The 22,190-nt window shown below is 52.8% G+C and carries 29 protein-coding genes, 3 tRNA genes and 1 pseudogene; 12 read left to right on the forward strand and 21 right to left on the reverse strand.

Annotated features, from left to right (window positions below; translation table 11 throughout):
• The first annotated feature begins 63 nt into the window (after positions 1-63).
• From P0078_RS22990 to P0078_RS23030, 9 genes are all read left to right on the forward strand, one after another.
• Entirely contained in the window at positions 64-252 is a 189-nt protein-coding gene (locus P0078_RS22990; protein WP_108733723.1) for a DUF3012 domain-containing protein, read from the forward strand.
• Between the two features lie 15 nt (positions 253-267).
• The gene (locus tag P0078_RS22995) at positions 268-1,695 is read left to right on the forward strand and encodes a Wadjet anti-phage system protein JetA family protein (protein ID WP_020413169.1); all 1,428 of its coding nucleotides are present in this window, start codon (positions 268-270) and stop codon (positions 1,693-1,695) included.
• Complete coding sequence (locus tag P0078_RS23000) at positions 1,688-2,452, forward strand: DUF4194 domain-containing protein (RefSeq protein ID WP_282932193.1); 765 nt, start codon at positions 1,688-1,690, stop codon at positions 2,450-2,452. Before P0078_RS22995 ends, P0078_RS23000 begins: the two co-directional genes overlap by 8 nt.
• 155 nt (positions 2,453-2,607) lie before the next feature.
• Positions 2,608-6,258, forward strand: coding sequence for an ATP-binding protein (locus P0078_RS23005; protein ID WP_282932194.1), 3,651 nt, complete (start codon positions 2,608-2,610; stop codon positions 6,256-6,258).
• Between the two features lie 42 nt (positions 6,259-6,300).
• Positions 6,301-7,503 carry a Wadjet anti-phage system protein JetD domain-containing protein gene (locus P0078_RS23010; RefSeq protein WP_282932195.1) on the forward strand — a complete coding sequence of 401 codons (1,203 nt, stop codon included), beginning with the start codon at positions 6,301-6,303 and terminating at the stop codon, positions 7,501-7,503.
• Between the two features lie 168 nt (positions 7,504-7,671).
• A complete protein-coding gene (locus P0078_RS23015; protein WP_108735279.1) occupies positions 7,672-8,133 on the forward strand; it encodes a hypothetical protein in 462 nt (153 codons plus the stop codon).
• A 131-nt stretch (positions 8,134-8,264) separates the two neighbouring features.
• Positions 8,265-8,738, forward strand: a complete 474-nt coding sequence (msrC, locus tag P0078_RS23020) for a free L-methionine (R)-S-oxide reductase MsrC (protein WP_282932196.1) — start codon at positions 8,265-8,267, stop codon at positions 8,736-8,738.
• A complete protein-coding gene (locus tag P0078_RS23025; protein ID WP_282932197.1) occupies positions 8,738-9,484 on the forward strand; it encodes a spermidine synthase in 747 nt (248 codons plus the stop codon). Before msrC ends, P0078_RS23025 begins: the two co-directional genes overlap by 1 nt.
• Positions 9,485-9,610: 126 nt before the next feature.
• Positions 9,611-10,066, forward strand: a complete 456-nt coding sequence (locus tag P0078_RS23030; RefSeq protein WP_282932198.1) for a hypothetical protein — start codon at positions 9,611-9,613, stop codon at positions 10,064-10,066.
• A gap of 49 nt (positions 10,067-10,115) precedes the next feature.
• Here P0078_RS23030 and P0078_RS23035 read toward each other — a convergent pair whose 3' ends face one another.
• Genes P0078_RS23035 through folD form a run of 3 tightly spaced genes read right to left on the reverse strand, consistent with a single transcriptional unit; the run spans position 10,116 to position 12,683 of the window.
• A complete protein-coding gene (locus tag P0078_RS23035; RefSeq protein WP_282932199.1) occupies positions 10,116-11,132 on the reverse strand; it encodes a class I SAM-dependent methyltransferase in 1,017 nt (338 codons plus the stop codon).
• Between the two features lie 8 nt (positions 11,133-11,140).
• Positions 11,141-11,845 carry a 16S rRNA pseudouridine(516) synthase RsuA gene (gene rsuA, locus P0078_RS23040; protein ID WP_282932200.1) on the reverse strand — a complete coding sequence of 235 codons (705 nt, stop codon included), beginning with the start codon at positions 11,843-11,845 and terminating at the stop codon, positions 11,141-11,143.
• Positions 11,838-12,683, reverse strand: a complete 846-nt coding sequence (gene folD / locus P0078_RS23045) for a bifunctional methylenetetrahydrofolate dehydrogenase/methenyltetrahydrofolate cyclohydrolase FolD (protein WP_282932201.1) — start codon at positions 12,681-12,683, stop codon at positions 11,838-11,840. The genes rsuA and folD overlap by 8 nt, the downstream gene beginning before the upstream one ends.
• Positions 12,684-13,023: 340 nt before the next feature.
• Between folD and P0078_RS23050 the strand changes: the two genes are divergently transcribed.
• From P0078_RS23050 to P0078_RS23060, 3 genes are all read left to right on the forward strand, one after another.
• Positions 13,024-13,100: transfer RNA gene (locus P0078_RS23050), tRNA-Pro, on the forward strand.
• 18 nt (positions 13,101-13,118) lie between these two features.
• Positions 13,119-13,195: transfer RNA gene (locus P0078_RS23055), tRNA-Arg, on the forward strand.
• A 115-nt stretch (positions 13,196-13,310) separates the two neighbouring features.
• Positions 13,311-13,386: transfer RNA gene (locus P0078_RS23060), tRNA-His, on the forward strand.
• 131 nt (positions 13,387-13,517) lie between these two features.
• Here the strand turns inward: P0078_RS23060 and P0078_RS23065 are convergent.
• The 18 genes and pseudogenes from P0078_RS23065 to P0078_RS23140 form a co-directional block, all read right to left on the reverse strand.
• Positions 13,518-14,267 carry a tyrosine-type recombinase/integrase gene (locus tag P0078_RS23065; RefSeq protein WP_282932202.1) on the reverse strand — a complete coding sequence of 250 codons (750 nt, stop codon included), beginning with the start codon at positions 14,265-14,267 and terminating at the stop codon, positions 13,518-13,520.
• Positions 14,268-14,286: 19 nt separating this feature from the next.
• The gene (locus tag P0078_RS23070; protein ID WP_282932203.1) at positions 14,287-14,571 is read right to left on the reverse strand and encodes a hypothetical protein; all 285 of its coding nucleotides are present in this window, start codon (positions 14,569-14,571) and stop codon (positions 14,287-14,289) included.
• Entirely contained in the window at positions 14,564-14,809 is a 246-nt protein-coding gene (locus P0078_RS23075) for a DUF4224 domain-containing protein (RefSeq protein ID WP_282932204.1), read from the reverse strand. Before P0078_RS23075 ends, P0078_RS23070 begins: the two co-directional genes overlap by 8 nt.
• Positions 14,806-15,504 (reverse strand): ASCH domain-containing protein, encoded by a 699-nt coding sequence (locus P0078_RS23080; protein ID WP_282932205.1) that lies wholly within the window; start codon positions 15,502-15,504, stop codon positions 14,806-14,808. Before P0078_RS23080 ends, P0078_RS23075 begins: the two co-directional genes overlap by 4 nt.
• Positions 15,497-15,901, reverse strand: a complete 405-nt coding sequence (locus P0078_RS23085) for a hypothetical protein (protein ID WP_282932206.1) — start codon at positions 15,899-15,901, stop codon at positions 15,497-15,499. The genes P0078_RS23080 and P0078_RS23085 overlap by 8 nt, the downstream gene beginning before the upstream one ends.
• Before the next feature lie 203 nt (positions 15,902-16,104).
• Positions 16,105-16,359, reverse strand: a complete 255-nt coding sequence (locus P0078_RS23090) for a hypothetical protein (protein WP_282932207.1) — start codon at positions 16,357-16,359, stop codon at positions 16,105-16,107.
• Complete coding sequence (locus P0078_RS23095) at positions 16,352-16,627, reverse strand: hypothetical protein (protein WP_282932208.1); 276 nt, start codon at positions 16,625-16,627, stop codon at positions 16,352-16,354. Before P0078_RS23095 ends, P0078_RS23090 begins: the two co-directional genes overlap by 8 nt.
• Positions 16,628-16,680: 53 nt before the next feature.
• Positions 16,681-17,196 carry a single-stranded DNA-binding protein gene (gene ssb / locus P0078_RS23100; RefSeq protein WP_282932209.1) on the reverse strand — a complete coding sequence of 172 codons (516 nt, stop codon included), beginning with the start codon at positions 17,194-17,196 and terminating at the stop codon, positions 16,681-16,683.
• Positions 17,193-17,393: a helix-turn-helix domain-containing protein gene (locus P0078_RS23105; RefSeq protein WP_282932210.1), complete on the reverse strand. Its 201-nt coding sequence runs from the start codon at positions 17,391-17,393 to the stop codon at positions 17,193-17,195. Before P0078_RS23105 ends, ssb begins: the two co-directional genes overlap by 4 nt.
• 6 nt (positions 17,394-17,399) lie before the next feature.
• A pseudogene (locus tag P0078_RS24705) lies at positions 17,400-17,597 on the reverse strand (HNH endonuclease signature motif containing protein); the annotation flags it as partial.
• 19 nt (positions 17,598-17,616) lie between these two features.
• Positions 17,617-17,835, reverse strand: coding sequence for a hypothetical protein (locus P0078_RS23110; RefSeq protein ID WP_282932211.1), 219 nt, complete (start codon positions 17,833-17,835; stop codon positions 17,617-17,619).
• A complete protein-coding gene (locus tag P0078_RS23115) occupies positions 17,828-17,992 on the reverse strand; it encodes a zinc-ribbon domain-containing protein (RefSeq protein WP_282932212.1) in 165 nt (54 codons plus the stop codon). The genes P0078_RS23110 and P0078_RS23115 overlap by 8 nt, the downstream gene beginning before the upstream one ends.
• A gap of 52 nt (positions 17,993-18,044) precedes the next feature.
• Entirely contained in the window at positions 18,045-18,545 is a 501-nt protein-coding gene (locus P0078_RS23120; protein ID WP_282932213.1) for a siphovirus Gp157 family protein, read from the reverse strand.
• Positions 18,545-19,285 (reverse strand): hypothetical protein, encoded by a 741-nt coding sequence (locus P0078_RS23125; protein ID WP_282932214.1) that lies wholly within the window; start codon positions 19,283-19,285, stop codon positions 18,545-18,547. The genes P0078_RS23120 and P0078_RS23125 overlap by 1 nt, the downstream gene beginning before the upstream one ends.
• A 35-nt stretch (positions 19,286-19,320) precedes the next feature.
• Complete coding sequence (locus P0078_RS23130; protein ID WP_282932215.1) at positions 19,321-20,466, reverse strand: DUF7666 domain-containing protein; 1,146 nt, start codon at positions 20,464-20,466, stop codon at positions 19,321-19,323.
• A 34-nt stretch (positions 20,467-20,500) separates the two neighbouring features.
• Entirely contained in the window at positions 20,501-20,890 is a 390-nt protein-coding gene (locus tag P0078_RS23135; RefSeq protein ID WP_282932216.1) for a hypothetical protein, read from the reverse strand.
• Between the two features lie 67 nt (positions 20,891-20,957).
• The gene (locus P0078_RS24710; protein WP_353057025.1) at positions 20,958-21,269 is read right to left on the reverse strand and encodes a helix-turn-helix domain-containing protein; all 312 of its coding nucleotides are present in this window, start codon (positions 21,267-21,269) and stop codon (positions 20,958-20,960) included.
• 363 nt (positions 21,270-21,632) lie between these two features.
• A complete protein-coding gene (locus P0078_RS23140; protein ID WP_282932217.1) occupies positions 21,633-22,106 on the reverse strand; it encodes a hypothetical protein in 474 nt (157 codons plus the stop codon).
• Between the last annotated feature and the right edge of the window lie 84 nt (positions 22,107-22,190).

Here is a 22,190-nt window from a genome sequence, read left to right on the forward strand (position 1 = left end):
CTGGCTTGGCACATTGCGGCTGCCGGGGAAGTGAAATTCGAATTTCATTTGTAGAAGCGAACCATGAAAAAAGTATTTGTCCTGACCAGCGCTGTGATCGCCCTTATCGCACTGACCGGCTGTGAGCCCAAACGGGGTTCCGATGCCTGGTGCGAGAAAATGGATGGCATTCCCAAAGGGCAGTGGACTTTTGACGATACCCGCGACTACACAAAATATTGTGTCTTCAACCAAAAGCCGGAAGAGGAATAAGCGGGCCTATAGTCGTTGTTCTTCGTCGATTCCTACCAACACTTCTTCCGCCCGCTGACCGGTAAATATCGCGAGCAGGTGGTTGAGTGCTTGCGTCTTTTGTATGAGCGTCTGTACACCGCCAAGGCTGACTACGGTGAGTCTTTGCTGCGCGAGCAGATCCTGGAAATTTTTGCCGAGGCCCTGACCCGCGCGCCCCAACTCGATAGTGAAGATGGAGTGCAGGACCCCGAGGGCCGCTTCCGCAACCTGCGCGATCAGGCCGTCTGGGTACTGAACAGCCTGGTGGAGTTCGGTTGGCTGGAGAAGCAGGTAGACAGCGCCACGCTCACTGCCACCTATCCGTTTAGCCGCCGGGGCCGACTTTTCACTCAGCCGCTGGTTGAAGTGAACGGCACTCGCGTGCGCACCCGCCACCGCAATACCCGCAACACCTTAAATGCCCTGGAAGCCTTTGCCAGCCGAGGTGAAATCCACGACTTGATCGATGCCTGGGAATACTCCGAGCGTATCGTGGCGGATTTCACCGATATGATCGCCGAGCTGGAAGAGCGCAAGCGGGAAATGGTGCGGGAAGTGGAGGCCCAATTGCTGGTGCAGCAGGCCACCGATGAGTTTTTCTCCTTTATGGAGAGCCGCTTCCAGCCGGACCTGGCTATCCGTTTGTCTGCGGACAGCGTGGAAAAACATCGCGATTCCATCAATCGGGTGATTGACTGCATTCGCAGAAAGGAGGATGTGCAGAAAGCGGAGTGGGAGAAGCGCCTGCGCCAGCTGCTGCCGGAATTGATGCAGCCGGGCCAGTCCCTGCTGTGGCTAATGCTCGATACCATCGAGGACCGCATGCGCCGCGCCTGCGAGGTGAAGTTGCCCGCTTTGCGCCGCGCACTACAGGGCTTTACCAAGCGTGCCGATATTATTATCCGCCAGCTCAGCTACCTGCACAGCCAGGCTGAAGGTGAATTTGCCGACCTGTGCCAGCGTCTCGGTGAGAGCCAGCAAAAAACACAAATTCTCGAGCAGCTGGGCGAACAGCTGGGCGGTTTCCAGCTGCGCCTGTTTGACCCCAAGCAAACCCAGCTGTGGCAGCGCAACCGCCGCCAGCCGGTGAATACCCGGGTCGAAGATGAAACCCCCATCGGTGAAGAAAACCGCCGCGAGATCGAGCTGCAACAACTGCTCGACCAGGCGTTTAACTTCAACAACAGTAACCTGCGCGATTATCTGAGCGATGCCCTTGGCACCGGCCGCCAGATCAACAGCCGCAACCTGCCATTGCGCGATGCGCGTGATCTGCTCGCTATGAGCCATGTGATCGAAGCGGCGGCGGTGAACCAGAGCGGCGCTGCCGACTTGCAGGTGAAATTTACCGGTGAAATTGCCAGCAATGACTATTTCACCGAATTTGACGAATATATCCTGGAGCTGAAAAACAGTGATTGAACAGGCTTTGGAAGAGGCCCTGGCGCAGTGTCGCCTGAACCGCAGCGAATTTTCCGAGCTGCTGGTGCGCCTGTTGGATTACGGCGTTATCTGCCGGGATGAAAGCGTAATTGAGACCACCCTTTACGATCGCTTCCAGCGCTGCGAGCAGCTGGTGCGCGAGTGGTTGGCCCCACTGGGATTGCGTTTGCAGCACGACAGCCGTTTCCAGTTTATCCGCGTGTATCCACCCGGCGCCGAAGTGCCGGGTCTGCCGGATCAGGAAGAGCCGCACCACGGCGGCTTCCGCGCCCGCCTCAGTCAGCAGGAGGTGGCCGCGATTCTCGCCCTGCGCGTGGAATACGATAAAGCGCTGCGGGAAGGGCAGGTGGATGAGAGTGGTTGCGCCGCGCTATCGATGGAAGCCCTGGAACTGGGCATGCGCAACCTGCTGAAAATGTCCCTGCCGGATAAACACGCCGAGCGTAAAAATCTGCTGAAGAAATTGCGCCAGTTGCGCCTGGTGCAGTTCAGCAGCGAAGAGGTGGAGACCAGTGCGGAAGTCTGGCTGCGCGTGCGCCCGACCATCGCCCACTTTGTCAGCGAGTCGGTATTGCACCAGCTGATTGACAGTGAAGCCCCGCCCGCAGTGGAGAGCGAGGCCACTCAAGCTGATGAAATTGATGAGGCTGAAGAAGCGGAAGAAGAGCAAGTGCTCGAACGCATCACTCCAGAAGTCGAAGATAACAGCCTGTTTGAGAGTGAAGCCGCTTCCTAGTTGAAAATAGAGGCCGCAGTAGCGGCTATAAAAAATCGAAAACATTCGACCGCCCGGGCTTGCGTAAATTGCGCCCGGGAGCCTCGGAGAGGGGTGTCGGCTTCCCGCCTGCAAAAAGACCCTGCTTTTGAAAAGACCGTTTTTTTGAAAAGACTATGTTCCTAAAAAAACTGATCCTGATTAACTGGGGCAATATCCCGCAGTTGGAATATGATTTCGGCCCGATCAACCTGTTTTCCGGTGGCAACGGTTCCGGTAAAACTACGGCGGCCGATGCTATCCAGACATTGATGACCGCCGCCCACGACACCCTGTTTACCTTTAACCCGGGGCAGGATGAAACCACCCAGCGCGGCCGTGGTGGCAAGCAGGTGCGGACACTAGCTTCTTATGTACTGGGTTGTGACGACGGCAGTTACGCCCGCCCAACGAGTGCTACTTGCTATATTGCCGGTATTTTTTATCCCACCAGCGGTGAAGAGGGTACAGAGCCCTTTACTGCGGTGATGGGAATTTCTGCCAATCTTGATAGCAGTAGCCAGCCCGCTCAAGCTCGTCAGACCGATCTGCGCTTTTTCATATTTCCCGGCGAACAGTTGGCGAAAGGTGATATTGTCAAAGAAGATAGAGATGGGAAGAAATGGGCTCTGCCCCTAGATAAATTCAATCAGGTCCTGAGCAAACAGTTCGAAAAAGTTGAGCAGTACGACAAGAAAAAGGCCTATCTGCGTCGTCTTTACGGTGCCCTGCGCGGACGTCGTGATGCGGTCTCCGATCGAGAGGCTATGCACGCCGCACGCACCTTTGCCAACTTTATGGCCTACAAGCCAGTAAAAAGTATTAACGATTTTGTCGCCCAAGAGGTGTTGGAAAAACGCGATTTGGGTGATGCCATCCGCTCCGTATCCGAACTGATGAAAACCATTCACAGTATGGAGCAGGAAGCGCGTCAGATTGTGGAGAGAGTTAGTTCGCTAGAGGCCATCGCCCAGTCGGTGGAGCTCTACCGAGAGCAGTGGTTGCAACTGCGTGTGCAGGAATATTTATGCGCGCGCCAACACCTAAGGCGCGTTCAAAAGAGTTATCTCAAAGGGAAAGGTGAGCAACAAAAGTTACGCAGCGACCTGGAAAATAATGAGCGCGATAAACGGGTAGCTTCTGAGCGAGTTGAACAGCTCAATGAGCAGCAAATTGCGTTACTTGCCCAGCGTCAGGGAATCGATGCATTGCGTAATAAGGACGAATTAGAAAGGCGCATTAACAATGCCCTGGAGCTTCTGTCCCAGCAGCACACACCGCTGTCCGCCGAAGAGGCCCGCTGGCGCGAGAACCGTGAGGCCGCCGAAGAATTATTAAACCTGCTCAACTCGACCTCCGCAGAGCTGGAAATTCCCGCCTTCTCCGATAAAGCACTGGTGCAGGCGATCAAGCAGGTAGCCCGCGAGGAAGACCTGCCGGATCTGCACAAGTTGTTGGGCAAGGACTGGATCGATCTGGCCGCACTGGAGCCACTGCGCGAGCGCGCTGCCAGCAGCGAAGCTCTACAGAACCGCCTCTACGACCTGCTGGATAGCAGTGGCAAAGCTGGCGCCAGTGATGAGGTTTCTCCCAAAGAGCAGATTGCCCAGCAGGCTTCCCGCTGGGAGCAAAAAGTCCAGCAACTGCAAAAGCAGCTGCGCACCCAGGAGAGCCGCATTCAGCATCTCCAGGCCAACCGCGTGCGCTATCCCCAATCGGTGGAAGTGGCCCTGGCCGCAATTCGCGAGCAGTGCCCTGAGGCGGAGCCCCGCGTCCTGTGTGATTATGTGGAAGTGCTGGATGAGCGCTGGCAGATGGCGATTGAAGGCTATCTGGGCGGCGCGCGCTTCTCGATTATCGTGGAGCCGGAACACGAGGCTCGCGCAATTCGTATCGTGCGCGGCCTACCCGGGCGAAACAACCGCGCCCGAGTGATCCAGGGGGATAAAGCCCGCCGCGATGCGGAGCGCCTGGATACGCCGTCGGGCTCCATTATCGAACTGATGGAGTTCACCCATAAAACTGCCGAGCACTATTTGCGCGCCTCTTACGGTGCCGTGGTGCAGGTGGAGGATGAACACGAGCTGCGCGGTACCCGTCGGGGCCTGACTGCCGACGGTATGGCCAGTGGCAACTACAGCATGTGGCGCTGCGATATGGACGATGCCGAGCTGGTGTTCGGCCAGGGCGCCCGCGCCCGCGCACTGGCGGCGCAGCAGCGCGCTATGGAGCAGTTGCTGGAAGAGGCTGCCCACGTCAACGAGCGCCACCAGCTCTACCGTCGCGTTACCAACGCGGTGCGCGGACTGGCGAATATCAAGCTGTTGTCCATTGTGGATTCCGCCCTGGCGGCACAGCGGGAATGGCGCAGCGCCGAGCGCGCTCTGGAAAACCTGGACCTGAAGGACTTCGAGCAGTTCGAGCAGCAGGTCGATGAACTCAAGGCCCAGCTCAAGGACCAGCAAAAGCAGTTGTCTGATCTCCAGCGCAAGACTGGTTCCCTGGAAACGAAATTAAAGAGCAACGTAAAGCTCTTGGACGCTCTGTCTGGTCAGCTGGAGTCCCTGGACGATGCCGCCAGTGACAGCGAGGAAATGGTAAGGCGTATTACCGCCATCGATCCCACATTTGATGCCGAGCAAGTGCTGGTTACTGCCGACGAGCAGGTAGAGCGCGCCGCCGACAACTTCGACTTCTCGGCGGATATCGAAAGTTGGCAGGGACAGCTGGAGAAATACAGTCGCCAGCTCGATCGCGCGGTGATGGAGTACAACGCCACCTGTGCCAGCGTCGATACCCTGGTGTTTGAGCCAGACTTGAGTGGCGGCCATAAAGATGGCCTGTTCAAGTTGATCAGCGGTCTCGGCGATCAGGTAGAGACCCTGCGCAACCGCCTGAAGAACAACCTGCTGGTGGAGCGCCACGATCAACTGCTGGGATTGAAAAAATCCTTTAACACCACTTTTGTAACCCACTTGTGCCACGCTATTTACCAGTCCATTAACGATGGTAAGCGCGTGTTGGATGATCTGAACAAAGAGCTGGAACACCACCGCTTTGGCGCCGACCGCGAGCGCTTCCGTTTCGACTACCAGTGGGTGGCGGAATTTAAGGAGTACTGGAGCTTCTTTAAGGCGGTAATTGAACTGCCGAATCTGGGTGAAGAGCAGAGCCTGTTCGACACGGACTTGGCGCCCAAGCACCGCAAGGTGCGGGATCGCCTGTTAAGTATGTTGCTGAGTGAAGACGAGCAGGTAGCGCGGCGCGAGCTGGATCGAATCAGCGATTACCGCAACTACCGCAGCTATGAGATCTATAAGGAACCGGAGGGCAAGGAGCCGATTGCGCTCAGCCAGTACGGCACCGGTTCCGGCGGTCAGCTGGAAACGCCGGCTTATATTATCCGCTCCGCAGCGGTCACTTCGGCCTTCCGCTTTGGTGAAAGCGGCAGCCATTTGCAAATGGTGCTGGTGGATGAGGCCTTCTCCAAAATGGATGAGTCCCGCTCCAAGGAAGTGATTCGTTACCTGACTGAAACCCTGGGGCTACAGCTGCTGTTTATTATGCCCAGCAGTAAATCCGGGCCTTTTATGGACCTGATCTCGAATCAGTTTGTGTTCAGCAAGTGCCCCAGTGCCAAGCCCATCGGCCAGCTGAATACCCGGGTGTATGTCGATCGCAAGGTGTGCAACCAGGAGCGTATCGCCGAACTCTGGGCCAATCACCGCCGCGCGATTCGCCAACAGGCGTCGCTGGATTTTATGGACCTGGTAGAAGTAGAGGGATAGGTATTATTGGGGGAAACCCCTCCATTGGCAGGGAGGCAACCGATGGAAAAGACATTGCCCTATTGGGTAGAGGAAAACCCGCTGTTAATCGGCATCCTGAATTTTATTCTGGATCGGCGGGACAGCCAGCTGGAACGCGGCAAGGAAGCCCGCATTAGTTTCAGGCTGGATTTGCGCGCTGGCAGTAAGCGCTGGCTGGAAGTGTTGGAGCCCCTCAGGGACCCCGATCAAGACGAGCAGGAGCTGTGGAATGAATTGCAGCACTTTGCGCGGGAATACCAGTGTTTTACGGTGAAACCGAATCCGAAAAGGCGGCCGGGTATTGCCGAGTGGCAGGGGGCCCAATTGATTTTTCGGGATGCCAGCGAGGAACAGCTGCGCCTGTGGCTCAATCGCCCATCCCCCACCGTTCGCCAATCCGCCTGGACCAGCCTGCTGGAGCCCTATGTCGATCGCTTTGAAAATCCCTCTGCTTTTCCCCTCGAAGGCTTGGAGCTCCAACCGGGGTTTGATTCCGTCGAAGAAATTATCGCTTGCTGGGTGTCCGTCGGCAAAGAGCTGATCTTTGCCGATGAAATTTCCTGGCGACAATTAGCCGCGCGCTGCTTTAAAGGGGATTCCAAATACCTGGAATTACCCAGCCGTCAATCTCTGGTGCGCAATCTCTATCCTGACCTGAGCCGTAAAATCCAGGAGCGCCAGCTTTTACTTCACGCCTACCTGCCCAGGCAATTTGAGCAGGTCATTTTTATCGAAAACCAGGACACTTTTATTAGCCTGGCGGAGCTGCAACCCAGTCGTGCAGCACTGGTTTATAGCGAGGGCTACCAGGGAGGCGCAGAAAGGATTCGCAATGGGGAGAGGGTTCGCTTCAGCACTATTAATGTGGTTAGTGAAAATATCCGGCAGCAATTCCTAAGCTGGTGGCACGATGGGGAGTCCCGAACGGTTCCAACATTTTTCTGGGGGGATCTGGACTATGAAGGATTGCGGATTGCCGCAGCGCTGAGAAAGAGCTTTCCCGACTTGCAGTGCTGGCGCCCGGGCTACGATCTGTTACTGCATTTTCTGCGCACGGGAAAAGCCCATGCTCCAGAGCAGGCGGAAAAGGTGGGGCAAAAGCTGGTGCAAGCGATTGGTTGCCAATATGCAGATAGCACTCTGCTGCCAGCAATTTCAGACAGCAATCGCTATGTGGATCAGGAGGCGGTTGAGATTGGGGAGCTGGCTGGGACATTAGTGTGAATATGTCGCTATCCGATAAATTTTAATTGTTCGTTTTTATGGAATGGTGACTATCAAGGCGTCGGCGGGCGTTTGAACTTGTTTTTTATGCGCAATTTCTCGGAAGATAGAAAAAATATGCTGTAAAAATGCCCCTCAGAATAACAAGTGCAGTTTCCGGAGTTTGCTATGCGTCAGTTTTCCATCCTGGTCATTTTTGCGTTGGCCTTTGGCGGCGCCGCTGTGATGTACGAAAAGGAAAGCCGTAAAGTAAAAGGCGTGTTGACCCAGATTACTGAACTTCAAGCGCAGATGGGTGATTTACAGGCGGAGATCAACCGCCTGAATAGTGAATTGGAAGCCGTGAAGCTTGCGGAGCGCCGCCGCCCTAATCTCAGTGCTATGGCCAACCGCATTCGCCGCGAAGGTAGCGGCAACTCCGCACAAGTTGCGCCCAAGCCAAAAGTGGAAGACCGCTTTGAAAAGTCGCGCAACCTGATGCAGTCAGACGTTACCAGCGCGCCGCCAGCTATCCAATCGAACACTCGTAGCAACAATGATGAAAGCGAGTGGTCTCGCCCAACTGTAGATGCCGATGAGTATCGCGGTGAGACCGGTGAAGAACCTGCAGTAGTCGACCCCTACCAGTAATTTTGCACGCAGCATATTGATTCCCTCGCCAAAGCCCGCAAAATACCTGCCTCCCGCAGGATACTGTTTTGCGGGTTTGCCAGTTTTAGCTGACACGATTTGAAATTATAAGTGGGCAAGGGGCGTTAGGTATGTCGCTGAACAAGTTTTACACCACCTTAAATGGGCAGTTGGAAGGATTGCTTTCTGCGGAGCGCGACTGGCTGGCCAACACCGCCAATGCCAGTGCGCTGTTGTTTATGGAGCTGGAGGATATCAACTGGGCCGGCTTCTATTTCCTCTACGGTGATGAATTGCGTTTGGGGCCCTTCCAGGGCAAGCCCGCCTGTACCCGGATTCCTGTGGGCGCTGGTGTTTGCGGCACTGCTGTTTCGACCGGTGAATCCCAATTGGTAGACGATGTGCATCAGTTCCCCGGCCACATCGCTTGCGATGCCGTGTCGGCCTCAGAGGTGGTGGTGCCACTGTATGATGACGCGGGTCGTTGCCTGGGAGTGCTGGATATCGATAGCCCCAGTGTGGCGCGCTTTAGCGAGGAAGACCTGGCGGGCCTACAGGAATTTGCCCGGGTATTGCTCAAGTCCTCAGACCTCCCGGCGAGCTGATGGCGCTGCTTTGGCAAAAGCAGGTTGACGACACCTGTTACCAGGTGCGCAACCATGGCGCCAGTGTGCGCCTCTACAGCAACGGGGTTTTCCACTCTCAGTGGAATCCCCGCGATCCGCTCAAAGGCTCCCTTTGGGAGTTATTGCTGCTACCGGCATTTTTCCTCCCTGAAGAGCGCTTGAATTCGGTATTGGTACTCGGCGTCGGTGGTGGTGCCCTGATTCGCCTTTTGCAGGCGTTCACCTCCGCTAAGCGTATTGTCGGCGTAGATTTGGACCCGGTGCACCTGGATATTGCCCGTCGCTTCTTTGGCGTGCGTGATGTCGAGCTGGTGTGTGCTGATGCCTGTGACTTTGTACGCGACCACTTGAAGCGACCCTCTCACAGCACTTTCGACCTGGTGATCGACGACTTATTTGGGCACTGCGACGGCGTAGTGCAGCGAGCGGTACCCGCCGATAAGTCCTGGTGCTCCAGCCTGATGCGCCTACTTCATAAAGATGGCGTGCTGGTCAGCAACTTCGGGGATAGGCCCGAGCTACAGAACAGCGCTTGGCGCGACAAAGCTATGCGTGAGCGACTCGGCGGTGCCTGGATGGCCTATATGCCCCAGTATGAGAATCATATCCTGGCAGTGAGCAGAGGAACTCTGCGCAAAGGTGAGCTGGCGGCCAGGGCCCCAGAAAAGATCAATCCCGCCAACCCCAACCGGCGCCTGGACTTCCGCATGAGCCAGCTTCGCTGATCTCGACAGCCCCCACAGAGGCCGGCTCCTAAAATCCCTGTCACTTTAATAGTGATATTCATTGGCGCCCTTTGTCACCTCGTGACTATACTCAAGGTGAGCGAAGTGTTCTGCCGGGATCGATTGATGCGGTACAAAACTGTTGAGGAAGTGATTCAGGAAGGAAGGGATTTTCATGCCAAGTTGGCGTTGCAATACGAAGAGTATGAGCAGCTTGCCACCAATGAACGGGTCGAGTTGCTGCTGGATCAGCTGCGACGACGGGAAGATTCCATGAAGCACTCACTGGAAAACTTCCATGCAGACCTGCCCCCTGGAGCCCTACATACCTGGGTGCAATTTGCCCCGGAAGGGCGAGAGAAAGAATTTTTGCAGCGCTTGCGCGGCATTGATATTGAAGACTTGGAGCAGATTGCCAAGTTGGCCATGGATATCGAGATCTACCTGGCCGATCAATATCGGGATCTAGCCCAGGGCGCTGAAACCCCATCGGCACGAGATGCATTCGAACGATTGCGACAACTCGAAGAGTTGGAAGAGCATACGCTGTCGATGAACTTGTTTAATCTGCGCGATTACTAGCCTTTAATCCAGTTTCCAGGCGACTGCTGCTGGCCTGCGCCCCTAGCTCTTAGGGGCGCAGACGGTATACGCAAAATCCTTGCTCTTTGGTGATCAAATCCACCTGGGAAAAATAGCGGGGCCCTTTTTTCGCCAGGGGAATAAATTCATTCACCACAAAAATCGCAGCGCCGGAATCTTTGAGAATCCGCGCACTCTGCTGCAGAAAGCGATCGGTCAAATCTCCCTCCACCTGAAAGCCCTGGTGGAAAGGTGGGTTGCACAGCACCAGATCGGCGATTTCACTCTCCAGTTCAGAGCCAGCATCAGAGGGCACAACGATGCCTTCGACTCCCTGTTCGGTAAAATTCTTGCGGCAGGCCAATAGAGCAGCGGCGTTATTATCCGTAGCGGTAAAATGATATTTACCCAAAGCGGCTAATTGCATACTCAGGTAGCCATAACCACAACCGAGATCAACAATACGAGAACCGTCCTGTGGCAACTCCGTCGTTAATTGCTGGGCGAGTAGGGCACTGCCTTTATCGATTTTGTTCCAGCCGAACAATCCCGGCTTGGAGTAGAGGTCGCCAAGCTCGAGCAGCTTTTGTAACTGGGCATACTGAAGCTCACCGATTGGATTGCCGGTGTCCTCGTGAGCGACAACATTACTGCTCAGGTAGTCGTTGCCGTTTTTTTGCAAGTGCTTGGCAGTGCCCAGGCGCTCGGCTACTTTCGCAGCGTAGCTTTTGATTCCGCTTTGCTTTTCACCCAGCAGAACCAACTCGCCACCTTCACCGAGGAAGTGGGGTGCACAATCAATAATATGGTGAACTACGGCCTTCTCTTTCGAAACGGCGTAAACAATACGGCGGTATTTGCGGTCCAGTTCTTCAAAGTGGAAATCGTTGAAGAAGCTCCGCTTCACCGTATTTTCGGCGAGTTCGGCAATATCCCAGCGGTTACTGATTAAATCTCCGGCAAAATGGAACCCCTCCTGGTGTAAGAGGGGCTTGCTGTTTTCATCGGCGATCCACAGTGTTTCCTCTGGGGCCTGGATAAGTTCCTGATGTAGAAGGGCTGACATATCTTTTTTTAATTGATAGAGGCAATTTCTTCAGGGGTCAGGAGGCGGTAATCACCTTCCTGAAGTTCTTCATCCAAGATGATTTCGCCGATCTTTTCCCGGTGCAACTCCAATACCTTGTTGCCCAGGGCCGCAAACATACGCTTCACCTGATGATAGCGCCCCTCACCGATGGTGATGCGCACTTCGTTGGCAAAGAGGATCTCCAGCTTGGCAGGCTTGGTTCTCTTCTTTTCATTATTGAGCCAGACACCCTTGGCAAGCTTGGCCACGGCATCTTCCTCAATTTTCTCGGCCAACAGAGCGTAGTAGGTCTTGTCGCAATGGTGGTTGGGGGAGGTCACCTTGTGGGACCACTGGCCGTCATCGGTAAGCAGCACCAGGCCGGTGGTATCAATATCCAGACGCCCGGCAATATGCAGCTTTTCCTTGTTAGGCTCATCAATCAGGTCCAGCACTGTAGGGTGCTCGCCATCTTTGGTGGCACTGACATAGCCCAGGGGCTTGTTCAACATAATGTAGCGGGGCCCCGGCTCGTGCAGGGGCTCATCATCCAGGCACAACTCATCACTGACTTGTATTTTGGTGGCCGCATTGGTGACCACCTCACCATTGACGGTAATGCGCCCCGCCCAGGCGGCGCGCTTTACATCAGTGCGGGAGAGGTCGGTGACCTGGCTGACCGCTTTATCCAGACGAATCAGGTTAGCCAATTTTACGTTCACCGGAATCGACAGATTGATAGATCAGGGTATTGATGGTCATGGGACCAACGCCACCGGGTACCGGGGTGTAAGCTGCAGCGCGTTCGGTCAGTGGGCCCAGCTCGATATCGCCGACACCGCCGGGGTGGTAACCGGCATCCACAACCACAGCGCCATCCTTAATCCACTCGGCCTTGATAAACTCAGGCTTGCCCACGGCGCCCACTACGATATCGGCGCGGCGGATATGCTCGGCCAGGTCTTGGGTGCGGGAGTGGCAGATAGTCACGGTGGCATTGGCATTCAACAACATGGCCGCCATCGGCTTACCCAAAATGGGGCTGCGACCCACAACCACAGCGTGCTTGCCTTCCAATTCAATATTGTAGGCCTCCAACAGGCGCATAATTCCTTTAGGAGTCGCGCAGCCGTAAGCCTCTTCTCCCATTGCCATACGGCCAAAGCCCAGGCAGGTTACACCGTCTACATCTTTTTCCAGGCTGATCGCATCGAAACAAGCGCGCTCATCGATCTGCGCCGGTACCGGGTGCTGGAGTAAAATGCCGTGGACGTTGGGGTTGGAGTTGAGTTCTTCGATCTTGGCGAGCAGCTGCTCAGTGGTGGTGGAGGAGGGCAGTTCCACCTGGAGGGAGTCCATGCCGATTCGGCGGCAGGCATTGCCCTTCATCTTTACGTAAGTGGCGGAGGCGGGGTCATCACCTACCAGAATGGTCGCCAGGATTGGCGTTTGGCCACCACTCTTTTCCTTTAGTACGGCTACCCGAGCCGAGAGTTCCTCTTCAGTTTTCTGTGCCAGGGCCTTGCCGTCCAGAACCAGTGCAGACATAGATACTATCTCTAACAGTAAAAAATCGATGGCTAATAGACCGGAATCTGCTTCAGCACCTACTTTATATAGAAGGGCGGAAGCAGGCGATTTTTAAAAACGCTTACTTTTTATCCGGTCGGATTCGCGAAGTGCGCCATTTTCGCACAGGTTGGAAATAATTTCGCCACTTCTGGGCCCAGATAGGCAAAAGGATAAACTTCTTTAAAAATAATAGCTTAGAAGCGTTGACATGGGCCGGGGGTATCATTACTATGCACGCACTTCGCAGCTACAGCGACTTACACAACCACCTACGGGGCGGTTAACAGGGTCAAAGAGGTGCGAATGATTGGAAAAACGGGGCATAGCGCAGTCTGGTAGCGCGCCTGCTTTGGGAGCAGGATGTCGGGGGTTCGAATCCCTCTGCCCCGACCAATTTTCCGGGTTCACCTTGCGCCCGTAGCTCAGCTGGATAGAGCATCCGCCTTCTAAGCGGATGGTCGCAGGTTCGAGTCCTGCCGGGCGTGCCATCTTCACAAGATGGTGCTGGTTTGGCAAAAAGGACTTAGTCTGAAGCCAGATTGGCTGCAAGAGGTATCCGGCAATCAGTACTGCCACAAGGTGCTGAAGTATATCACTTTTATGGTGGCCGTAGCTCAGTTGGTAGAGCACAGGATTGTGGCTCCTGAGGTCGCGGGTTCGATCCCCGTCGGCCACCCCAGATTCTTCCTTGTTTATCAAGGACTTAAAACCCCGCCGAGTGCGGGGTTTTTTAGTTTTGGGCCTTTGAGGGGTAATTCGAGGGGGTAATTTTTACCACAATCGATTTTTTCAGCCCCTCCGGTTGGACATTCATCCAGTGCCCTTTGGCGTGTCTTTCTTTCCGCTAATCCTCGCCTTATTAAGAGAAACAACTTTATCGGCGGTGTGGTTGTAGCGCTCCATCATGCTTCGAGTCTTGTGCCCGCTGAATTCCTGCTTGTCACCTTCGAAATCTGAGATGCCTTTAATCTTTAAATCATGAAACCGGAAGCGGGCGGGTAGGGCGCCAGCCTCATTGGCAGCTTTTTGTTCCCGGCTCCAGGTGCTGTTGAATCCGTCTCGGGTGAAGCGCTGCCCAGTTCGGCCGCGAATCAGACACATACTTTGTGACCTGGAAGTGGTGTTGCTTTTAAGTGCCAGCTCAACCGCATCGTGCAATCGGTCCGTCCAGAGCTTCAGTTGTTTCTTGCCAGTTTTTTGTTGGCAAATCAATAAACCTTCGTCGGTGATATCCTGTCGCTTCAATGCGAGAACATCTTGTTGGCGAGCGGCGCAAAGGTAGGCAATCTCCATTGCGGCCGCGTGGGCAGTGTGTCCCTTGGACTCTAACCATTTATAGAAAGCTAAATATTCTGAATCTTCCACATAGCGCCCGGCCTGTTTCTCCTTGATTGGCTTGACCGCCCTGGCTGGGTCTTCAATTGATACGAACCCGCGAGCCTTTCCCCAGCGAAAAATAATACTGAGAAATGTGCGCTCTCTGTTTGCTGCGGTAGGGTATTGCTGCCCGCGTGCATCCATATACATTTGAATCACAGGTGATGTGATGGAGTCCGGCACTGCTTGACCAAAGACGGCCTCAATTTTCTTTGCGTATCGCAGATAATCTTTTTGCGTTTGAGGTTTTATCTCTTTTGTGTATTGGGGAGGCCAGGTATAGCTCTATCAGGTCGGCGATAGTAAATGTTTTACCGTGTTGGCCGCTTTCCCACAATTCGTAGGCGGTCCATACTTCGGCGCGAGTAGCATCAGGGCCGCACAAGTACCAAGCCCCTTGCCCTCGTATTTTTACCCGATAGCCGCGTGGGTAAACCTCTACCCAGCGTGGCATCCAGGCGTTCTTGGGGTTTCTTGGTCTAGCCATTGATGGCGCTCATGTTTATGCCGGCGGGTATTTGAGGTGCCTGCCCGTTGGAGCTGGTGCTGTTTATCTGCATGAGTTTAGCCTGATTGACCATTTCCCAAGTCAGGGCGGGAGAGTGGTCCCTCTTAAGCACGTAGGGGATGCGATTGCTATCGAGGACTTTCTTTTGCGCCTCAGCATTATCGGCACCAACACCAGTTAGGCGGCCGATTTCACTTTTTGTGAGAAGTTTGCTCATGCCGCCACCCCAGCCTGCTCTACCCGGCGGAACTCAATAACCCATACCCAGGGGTTTTGGTCCCAGCTGTCATTGCTATAGATAGACTCCCAAAGTCTGCGGAATGCAGGGCGCGGCTTTTCATACCAGCCACAAAATTGAGCTGCTGCGGATTCGGGGCCGTCCACACCCTCGGCTTTTGCATCCTCTTCGCTGATATCCTGAATACGCTCAACGCGAACGGTAGTTATTTCTAAAGTGATACGGCTGGCCCACCGGGGCATGTGGATTGAGGGTACATTTTTTCCCTCCTGGGCTGACTTAGGCATGGTCCAGCTTTCAGCGATACTTTCATTTTCGAAGTATGTGAAACTGTTATCAGCTAAATACTCGACCCTCACACATCCGCAGTTGCAGGCGTCAATTGCGCACAAATCCGGCTTCCAGGTTTCGCGCACCCATAGGCGGTCACCGGGCTCACCATAAGGGCAGTCAATGTCGACAAACCTGCTTTGCCAGGCACTGTTGATCTCCTGATATAAGGAGCGACCCGCAGGCAAACCACCAATTTGTTTGATGGCCTCTTCATCACTTGCGCCATTAAATGGCTGCGGTTTTATTAGCCTGCGCGTTTGGGTTTTGCGGCCTTCCAGAATTGCGCGGACCATATCCCCATTAAATAAGATTGGTTTCTCTGCTATGGCCGGGTTAGTCATTGGAGGCTCCCACAACTTTAAGGTTATTAGGTAGGCACTTCAGTGCATCCTCACATGCCTCTTCTGCTGTAAGGCCTTGCCCTTGAGCAAGAGAATCCTTGCACCTCGTGTCTTCTTTTAGCCATGCCATCCAATCGGTTCTTATGGTTCTGGCAATTTCCACGTATAAGAACGGGTAGTGGTTTTCCAGCTCAACAGCTTTATTTATAAATTCCGCCACATTGTTGCCTGGGTTAGATTGTGTAGAATCAATAACCCCCTGAAACTGCGAAAACATCCAGTGCAAGAATTCATTGAATTCTGGGTCGTAGAAAGTAAACCCTTCGCTGGTGCCAGCTATCTCTTTAGCCTTTTCTCTCCATTGCTCCAGGAGGTCTTTATATATTGGGTGTGCCATTGCATATCCCTCGCTATTGTCTTTCACCCACAAAGCCCGCACTGGGCGGGCAGGGGGAGTTATTTGGAGCTTGCAAATTTGTTGGTTCGCTCACTCAATTCAACTCTAGGGGCGTTACCCCTTCGTTATCATTTTCTTACCCTCGGTTGAGTTGAATTATTGATTGGTTAAATGGGCTAGGCCCTGCACCTACCCAGCCCCAATTAAGGGGCTAATAGTGGTCTTCCTCTTGGTTTTATCTTTGGTGCCGGTGGCAATTCATGGTCAGATAAAACACAAGCTCCTGCCGCCTCCCGCTCCCTTACCCAGTCCCAGGCGCTGAACGGATTGAGTGAGATTAAATTACCCTCTGAGTCAAATGCCGCTGGCCTTTCACCCTGCTTGGTTTGAATCTTCTTAACGGTTCCACCTACACGGTAGACTCGCTGCTTTAAGGTTAATCTTTCCAGGTTAGGCATAAGGTTTCTCTACGCCGCAAACGGATAAATAGAAACACCCTCTACATGCAGTACATCGGGGGGTAATTTCTTTTGCAGATGCGGCCCCTTTTTTCTGTCTACGCAATTCAGCAACTATTGCGCGCTGAACCATTTTGAATTTATCTGTATCAACTGCCACGCCTGTGGGTTTTTTGTTCTTTATCCTTTCGAATGCGGAAACAAACTTTTTAACCTCTGCTATTACTGCTGATGCTTGCTTATTTAGAGGAAACTTTGAAATTTCCATTTGAACCCCCTTGGGGGCCCTGAACTAGCGGCCCAGGTTAATGTTTGTTAGAGCTAGAAGGGAATATCGTCATCAAATCCACCTTGGTTAAAATCATTCCTACCACCCATTGATTGCGGTGCTGCCTGATTCTGCTGATACCCCTGACCTTGGGCTGGTCTTTGCTGCTGATTCTGCGGAGCCATAGGGGAGGGCTGTTGGAATCCCTGCCCCTGCTGCGCACCATTTTGTTGACCATCAAGCATCTGCATTTCAGCTGCGACAATTTCTGTAGTGAAGCGGTCCTGACCGCTGTTTTTGTCTTGCCACTTCCGAGTGCGTAGTGAGCCTTCAACATAAATCTTCGCCCCTTTGCGGAGGTATTCTCCGGCTATTTCTGCAAGGCGGTTGAAAAAGACTACGCCGATATACTCGACCTTACCAACAACTTGGCCGGTCTGCTTATCCTTGTAGTTATTATTCATTGCAAGCCGAACATTAGTAACAGCATTTCCGTTCGGCATGTAACGCACCTCAGGGTCTGCGCATAAATTTCCAATACTGATAGTTTTGTTGATTCCTCTGCTCATACCACATGCCTCCAAGTTTCGCCGCTAATTGCCTTTCCAAGAGTTTGCGGTTGAACATTTAAATTCTTGGCAATGTCTTTCACTTTCATGCCTCGCTTTCTTAGATTTCTCGCCTCTCGGACAGTATTTTCAGTTAAAACTGAGTTGTAACGGTCTTCCCCTCGCTGTAATCGATTCTTAACTTTTGCGTCAACCATGTTGTCCTTCCTGGTCCCAAGGAACATATGTCGAGGATTGACGCATTTACGGTTGTCGCAGGTATGGCAAACATCAAGGCCGGTCGGAATAGGCCCGTTAAATGCCATCCATACAAATCGGTGAGCGTATTGGGTTTTGCGCTTGTGAGTTAATCGACCGTACCCGTTTGCGTGTAGATGTCCGTCCCATTCCCAGCAGGCCATAAATGCTTTCCTCTTATGACTATTTGCCTTCCTTCAGCTCACCATCAACGATGACATAGACGATGTACTTATCGGTTGCTTTGTCGAAAATCTGGACCCAATTGACAAAGGTTTCGGTTTTGGCAATTTCTTTTGCCCTTTTAAGAGCGGCCTCTTCAGTGGGGTGTGACTCCTTAAAATCCTTAGCCCCACCCATTAACAGGTTGTAAGTACCGTAAAATATGGCGAATCTATTCACTGACTCTCCCCCTAATTTCTATTTCGGCGACCCAGCCAGCAATAAACACTGCACCACAATTGCGACACTCAATTTCATCATCGTCACTAGAGTTATCGGGAAGCTCGCCGACATCTAAGTCTCTTTCTGTTCCGCAATCTTCACATTCAAAAATCACGATAATTTCTCCCTAAAAATGCGCCCCGTACCAGCGGCGCAAGCCTCACGCGCTAACGTATCTGTAGAGCAGGTTTAGCTTCAGCTAATCGAGCCCCAGGAATTTCTTGACCTTCTTTAAGGGCGGACAAAATGGCTTTTTTGTCGGGTGTGAATGTATTTTTCACAGTGACGAATTCGCCGGGAAGGGCATCCTCATTTTCAATCTCAACCTTGGCTGCTGCCTTCCTGAGAGAGATTGTGAAGACCGGACACTCAATCTTCTTGATGCCGCACTCTTGCATATTTGAGCGGAGATATTCAGTGATTGAATTACGACGGTTTTGCAGGGCTTTCTTCTTGGCTTGCAACCGCTTAATTTCATCATCAAGCCCCTTTTCAAAGGGGGTGAAGTTCATGAGAAGATTGCCTATCTGAACAGCCTTCTCATTGAATTCAAGTTGGATACCTTCCAGCGTGTCAGCAATATCTGCTGGGGTTAAATCGTTATCTTCGGCCAGTTGCTTCAGGTCGCGGGCTTGGTCGGTAATTTCATACAGTTTTAAGGCGGTCATTATGCAGCTCCTTGGAGTTGTTCCTTTTGTGCTTCGTAGGTTTGGGTTAGGACGGTAATTCCTTTATTGGCAACGTCAGTTAGGTGCGGCATATTTCTTTGCCGCTCAAGATGCTTGATTGAGGTTTTGAATATCCCGGCGGCTTCATGCAGGCGGCGGGAACTTTTCAATGTTTTCAGGTGTTTCTGTACGTACTCAGTAAGCTCTTTGGTTTGTTTGTCTCGGGCGGAGTCTTTGTCTTCCGCTTTGTCGATCTGGCTTTCCAACTGGCGCTCTTGACGGTATTCGGGGTCATCCCATTCACCGCTATAAATATCTGCGGAGAATCCGAGGAAGGAAAAGCACTTTTTTAAAGCGTCAGAAAGTGATTTCTTGGCCGCCTCTTTATCTTCGACAAAATACTTATTTTTATGTGACCAATAGATGCGGGGTGTGTGGCCATAGTTCTCCACGTGGCCGCGCTCTCCGTCAATTTTGTACCAGAGGCGCAGCCTGATTGTGTGGGTGAGGTTACGACCAATTTCCTGGCCTTCAAGAATTACTGGCGCGCCCTGGTCGTCACGCTCCTCGATAATTTCATAACCCCAGCCGATACCGATTGGCCCCCATATTTCAGTAGCTTTCTCAACCATGGCGATATGGTTGATGCTGGCAGTTTTACGGCCTTCAACTGTTGACTCTTTTACAAAGCGAGCGTCAGTTTTCTTTACCCGCTGCCAGATGCTTAGATTCTCAGACATTTTGCTTACTCCCGTTATTAGGGGGATGCCAGCGCTTAAGCCGGCTCCACTTCCTCTGTAGGCTCCTCACAAACAAACTCACCGCTTTCGTTTAGCGAATACCACTTGTTTGGTTCTACCTCTCCTTGACCCGCAACTGCTGCCCGGATATGAATTAGCTCTCCTTCGTTATTTCGATAACAAAGGACAATGGCGCTACCTTCAGATGCACGAGCTTTACTTGCAGCGCCTGCTGCAATTGCAACTGCGTGCTGCCCTTCAACTTCGGCTGCGCTCCGGTTTCCGGTGTTAGTGGCTGCGCTCTGGTTTCCGGTGTTAGTGGCTGCGCTCCAGTCTCCGGTGTTAGTGGCTGCGCTCTGGTTTCCGGTGTTAGTGGCTGCGCTCCAGTCTCCGGTGTTAGTGGCTGCGCTCCAGTCTCCGGTGTTAGTGGCTGCGCTCTGGTCTCCGGTGTTAGTGGCTGCGCTCCGGTTTCCGGTGTTAGTGGCTGCGCTCTGGTTTCCGGTGTTAGTGGCTGCGCTCCAGTCTCCGGTGTTAGTGGCTGCGCTCCGGTTTCCGGTGTTAGTGGCTGCGCTCTGGTTTCCGGTGTTAGTGGCTGCGCTCCAGTCTCCGGTGTTAGTGGCTGCGCTCTGGTTTCCGGTGTTAGTGGCTGCGCTCCAGTCTCCGGTGTTAGTGGCTGCGCTCTGGTCTCCGGTGTTAGTGGCTGCGCTCTGGTTTCCGGTGTTAGTGGCTGCGCTCTGGTCTCCGGTGTTAGTGGCTGCGCTCTGGTCTCCGGTGTTAGTGGCTGCGCTCTGGTTTCCGGTGTTAGTGGCTGCGCTCTGGTTTCCGGTGTTAGTGGCTGTTTCACCATCTTTTTCGGCCCGAGAAATAATCCAATCGACAGCGCTTTGTATTAGTTGAGGTAGCTTTATTTCAGCTTTAACTGTGAGTGATGCCGCTGCAATTTTTGAGTCATCGCCCCTGCGCGCAATCTGGCCTGATGCTTCCACTACAGCGAACCTGGATTCAACTGGTGAGTAATAATTGAATACATCTAGCGGAAATTCGCAGGCATGAAGACCGCTTCGGCACGCCTTAACCTCACCTTCATGGATATGAGTTTTACCAACCTCATACTGATAACCACGGCACTGCAGGTCTTTATCAAAACCTTTATAGGCAATTATTTTTTCTTCGTTTTCCATGGGTTCACCTGTTTGGGTAGAGGTAAGGCTTGGTTTATTTGATGTATGCGTACTCAATTGCTAGAGGTTCCAGCTCTTCTCGGAATTCTTTTGCAATCTGCTTAGCGCACTTATCGGCAAAATCAGAGCTGAGCTTTCCTGCTTCGCATTGGTCTTTTTTGCTGAGGGCTAGAAATTCACCAAGGGTGTCTTCGTTGATTTCTTTAACCTCTTCCATCGCGACTTCGAGAAAGCGCTCGTAGTAGCCAGCCTCAAGCCTGCCGAGGCGGTGACTACCGAGAAAGATTCGATTGATGAAGTAATCGGCGATGCCGGCCAGAATCCTTTCTGCTTCGTTTGAGGTTTCGTCCGGCAGAGAGTCTTGGTGATTCTCGTAGGCGTTTAGAGAGTCTTCGGCGGGGGCGGTTGAGCTGATTCCTAACATGGGGGTTCTCCCTGAGCTGTTAGAAATCAGGTTAAGCAATATGACTAACTTTGTAAAGTCAAAAAGATTAACTTTTGTTGATTTTGGCGCTAATTAGTTTACCTATCTCGTCAAGAAGGTCATTTATCTCGCTATCTGTCAGTGGTTTTTGTGGTGAGCTGCGCCCAAGAAGCGAGTCAGCATCAATTTCGAGAGCTTGGCAGAGGGTGTTCAATTGCGAAAAAGAGAGGCCGCGTTTTTTTCCTGCATAAAGTCTGGCAACGAAATCACGAGAGACCCCGAGATGAGCTGCAACGTCACTCTGGGTGAGGTTGAGAGTGCGGGCTCGCGCCCTTATTCGGGCACCAACTAATTTAGATAGGTTGTGCGAATATGGCACTTTGTAGTGTATCTAATACAAGTTAAATTAATTGTAGTGTCTTTGCTATCTGCAACAGAGTGAAAAACTGATACGTTTTTAGTGTCTATCTTTGAGGTTTAAGTTCAGGTCGATAACAAAAAGAAAAAAATCCTAAAAGTTAACCTCTTAGGGAGAAAAAGTTTCAGCATTGGATGCGCTAAAGAGGGAAGCAGGATGCAGTTGATAGCAGCCCAGTCAGACATGGAAGTACGAGACGAAAAAGTATTGGCGGCCCTCAGGGGGCGCTCTCCGCAATGAATTCATGTTGCGGAGGTTGCAGCAGGCTTCTTGAGTGTAAGCGGGCAGGTATTTACCGAGAGTGCGAGGATTATACTCCTCAGGTTAGGACTCTTTCGGTAGTAAAAGCCTGAGCGCGTAACTCGGGTCTACAAGGGTGGTGCCGCCTGTAGATTCGGTGTAGGCGTATACCGCAGCCGCAGTTTTGGCTAGCAGCTCCATACGCTCTGTATCGCTGAGGTTTAGGGACAACAGCTTCATTTCCTTTTGGCTCCGGATTAGAGCGTCAACAAGCAGTTCAACATTAACACCGCTTGGTGTGCGAGCAGTTTCGGGCTGTTCGCCACCATGCAGGGTGTCCAGCCAGCCATGGTGATATCCTCCAGCATCCTCAATTCTTCGAGCTGTTGAGTCTCCAATATTGCGGCGAGGGTTCTTGCCGATTATCTGTGATATCCCCGAGTTTGGCATATCCAGTTTGCGGGCGAGCTCAGCAGGACCGCCAACCTCTTTGGCGATGCGCCGGGCATTCTCCCGTCTTATTGTCTTTATATCCATGTGGCCTATGGGTGTATTCATGCTTAGGCCTCAATTCTACCTGTCTTACATTTCCTACAAGTTAGCCAATTTTGCAACTTTGGCGCAATTTCACCCCCTTAAAAG

The sequence above is a fragment of the Microbulbifer sp. VAAF005 genome (assembly GCF_030012985.1).
GTDB lineage: Bacteria > Pseudomonadota > Gammaproteobacteria > Pseudomonadales > Cellvibrionaceae > Microbulbifer.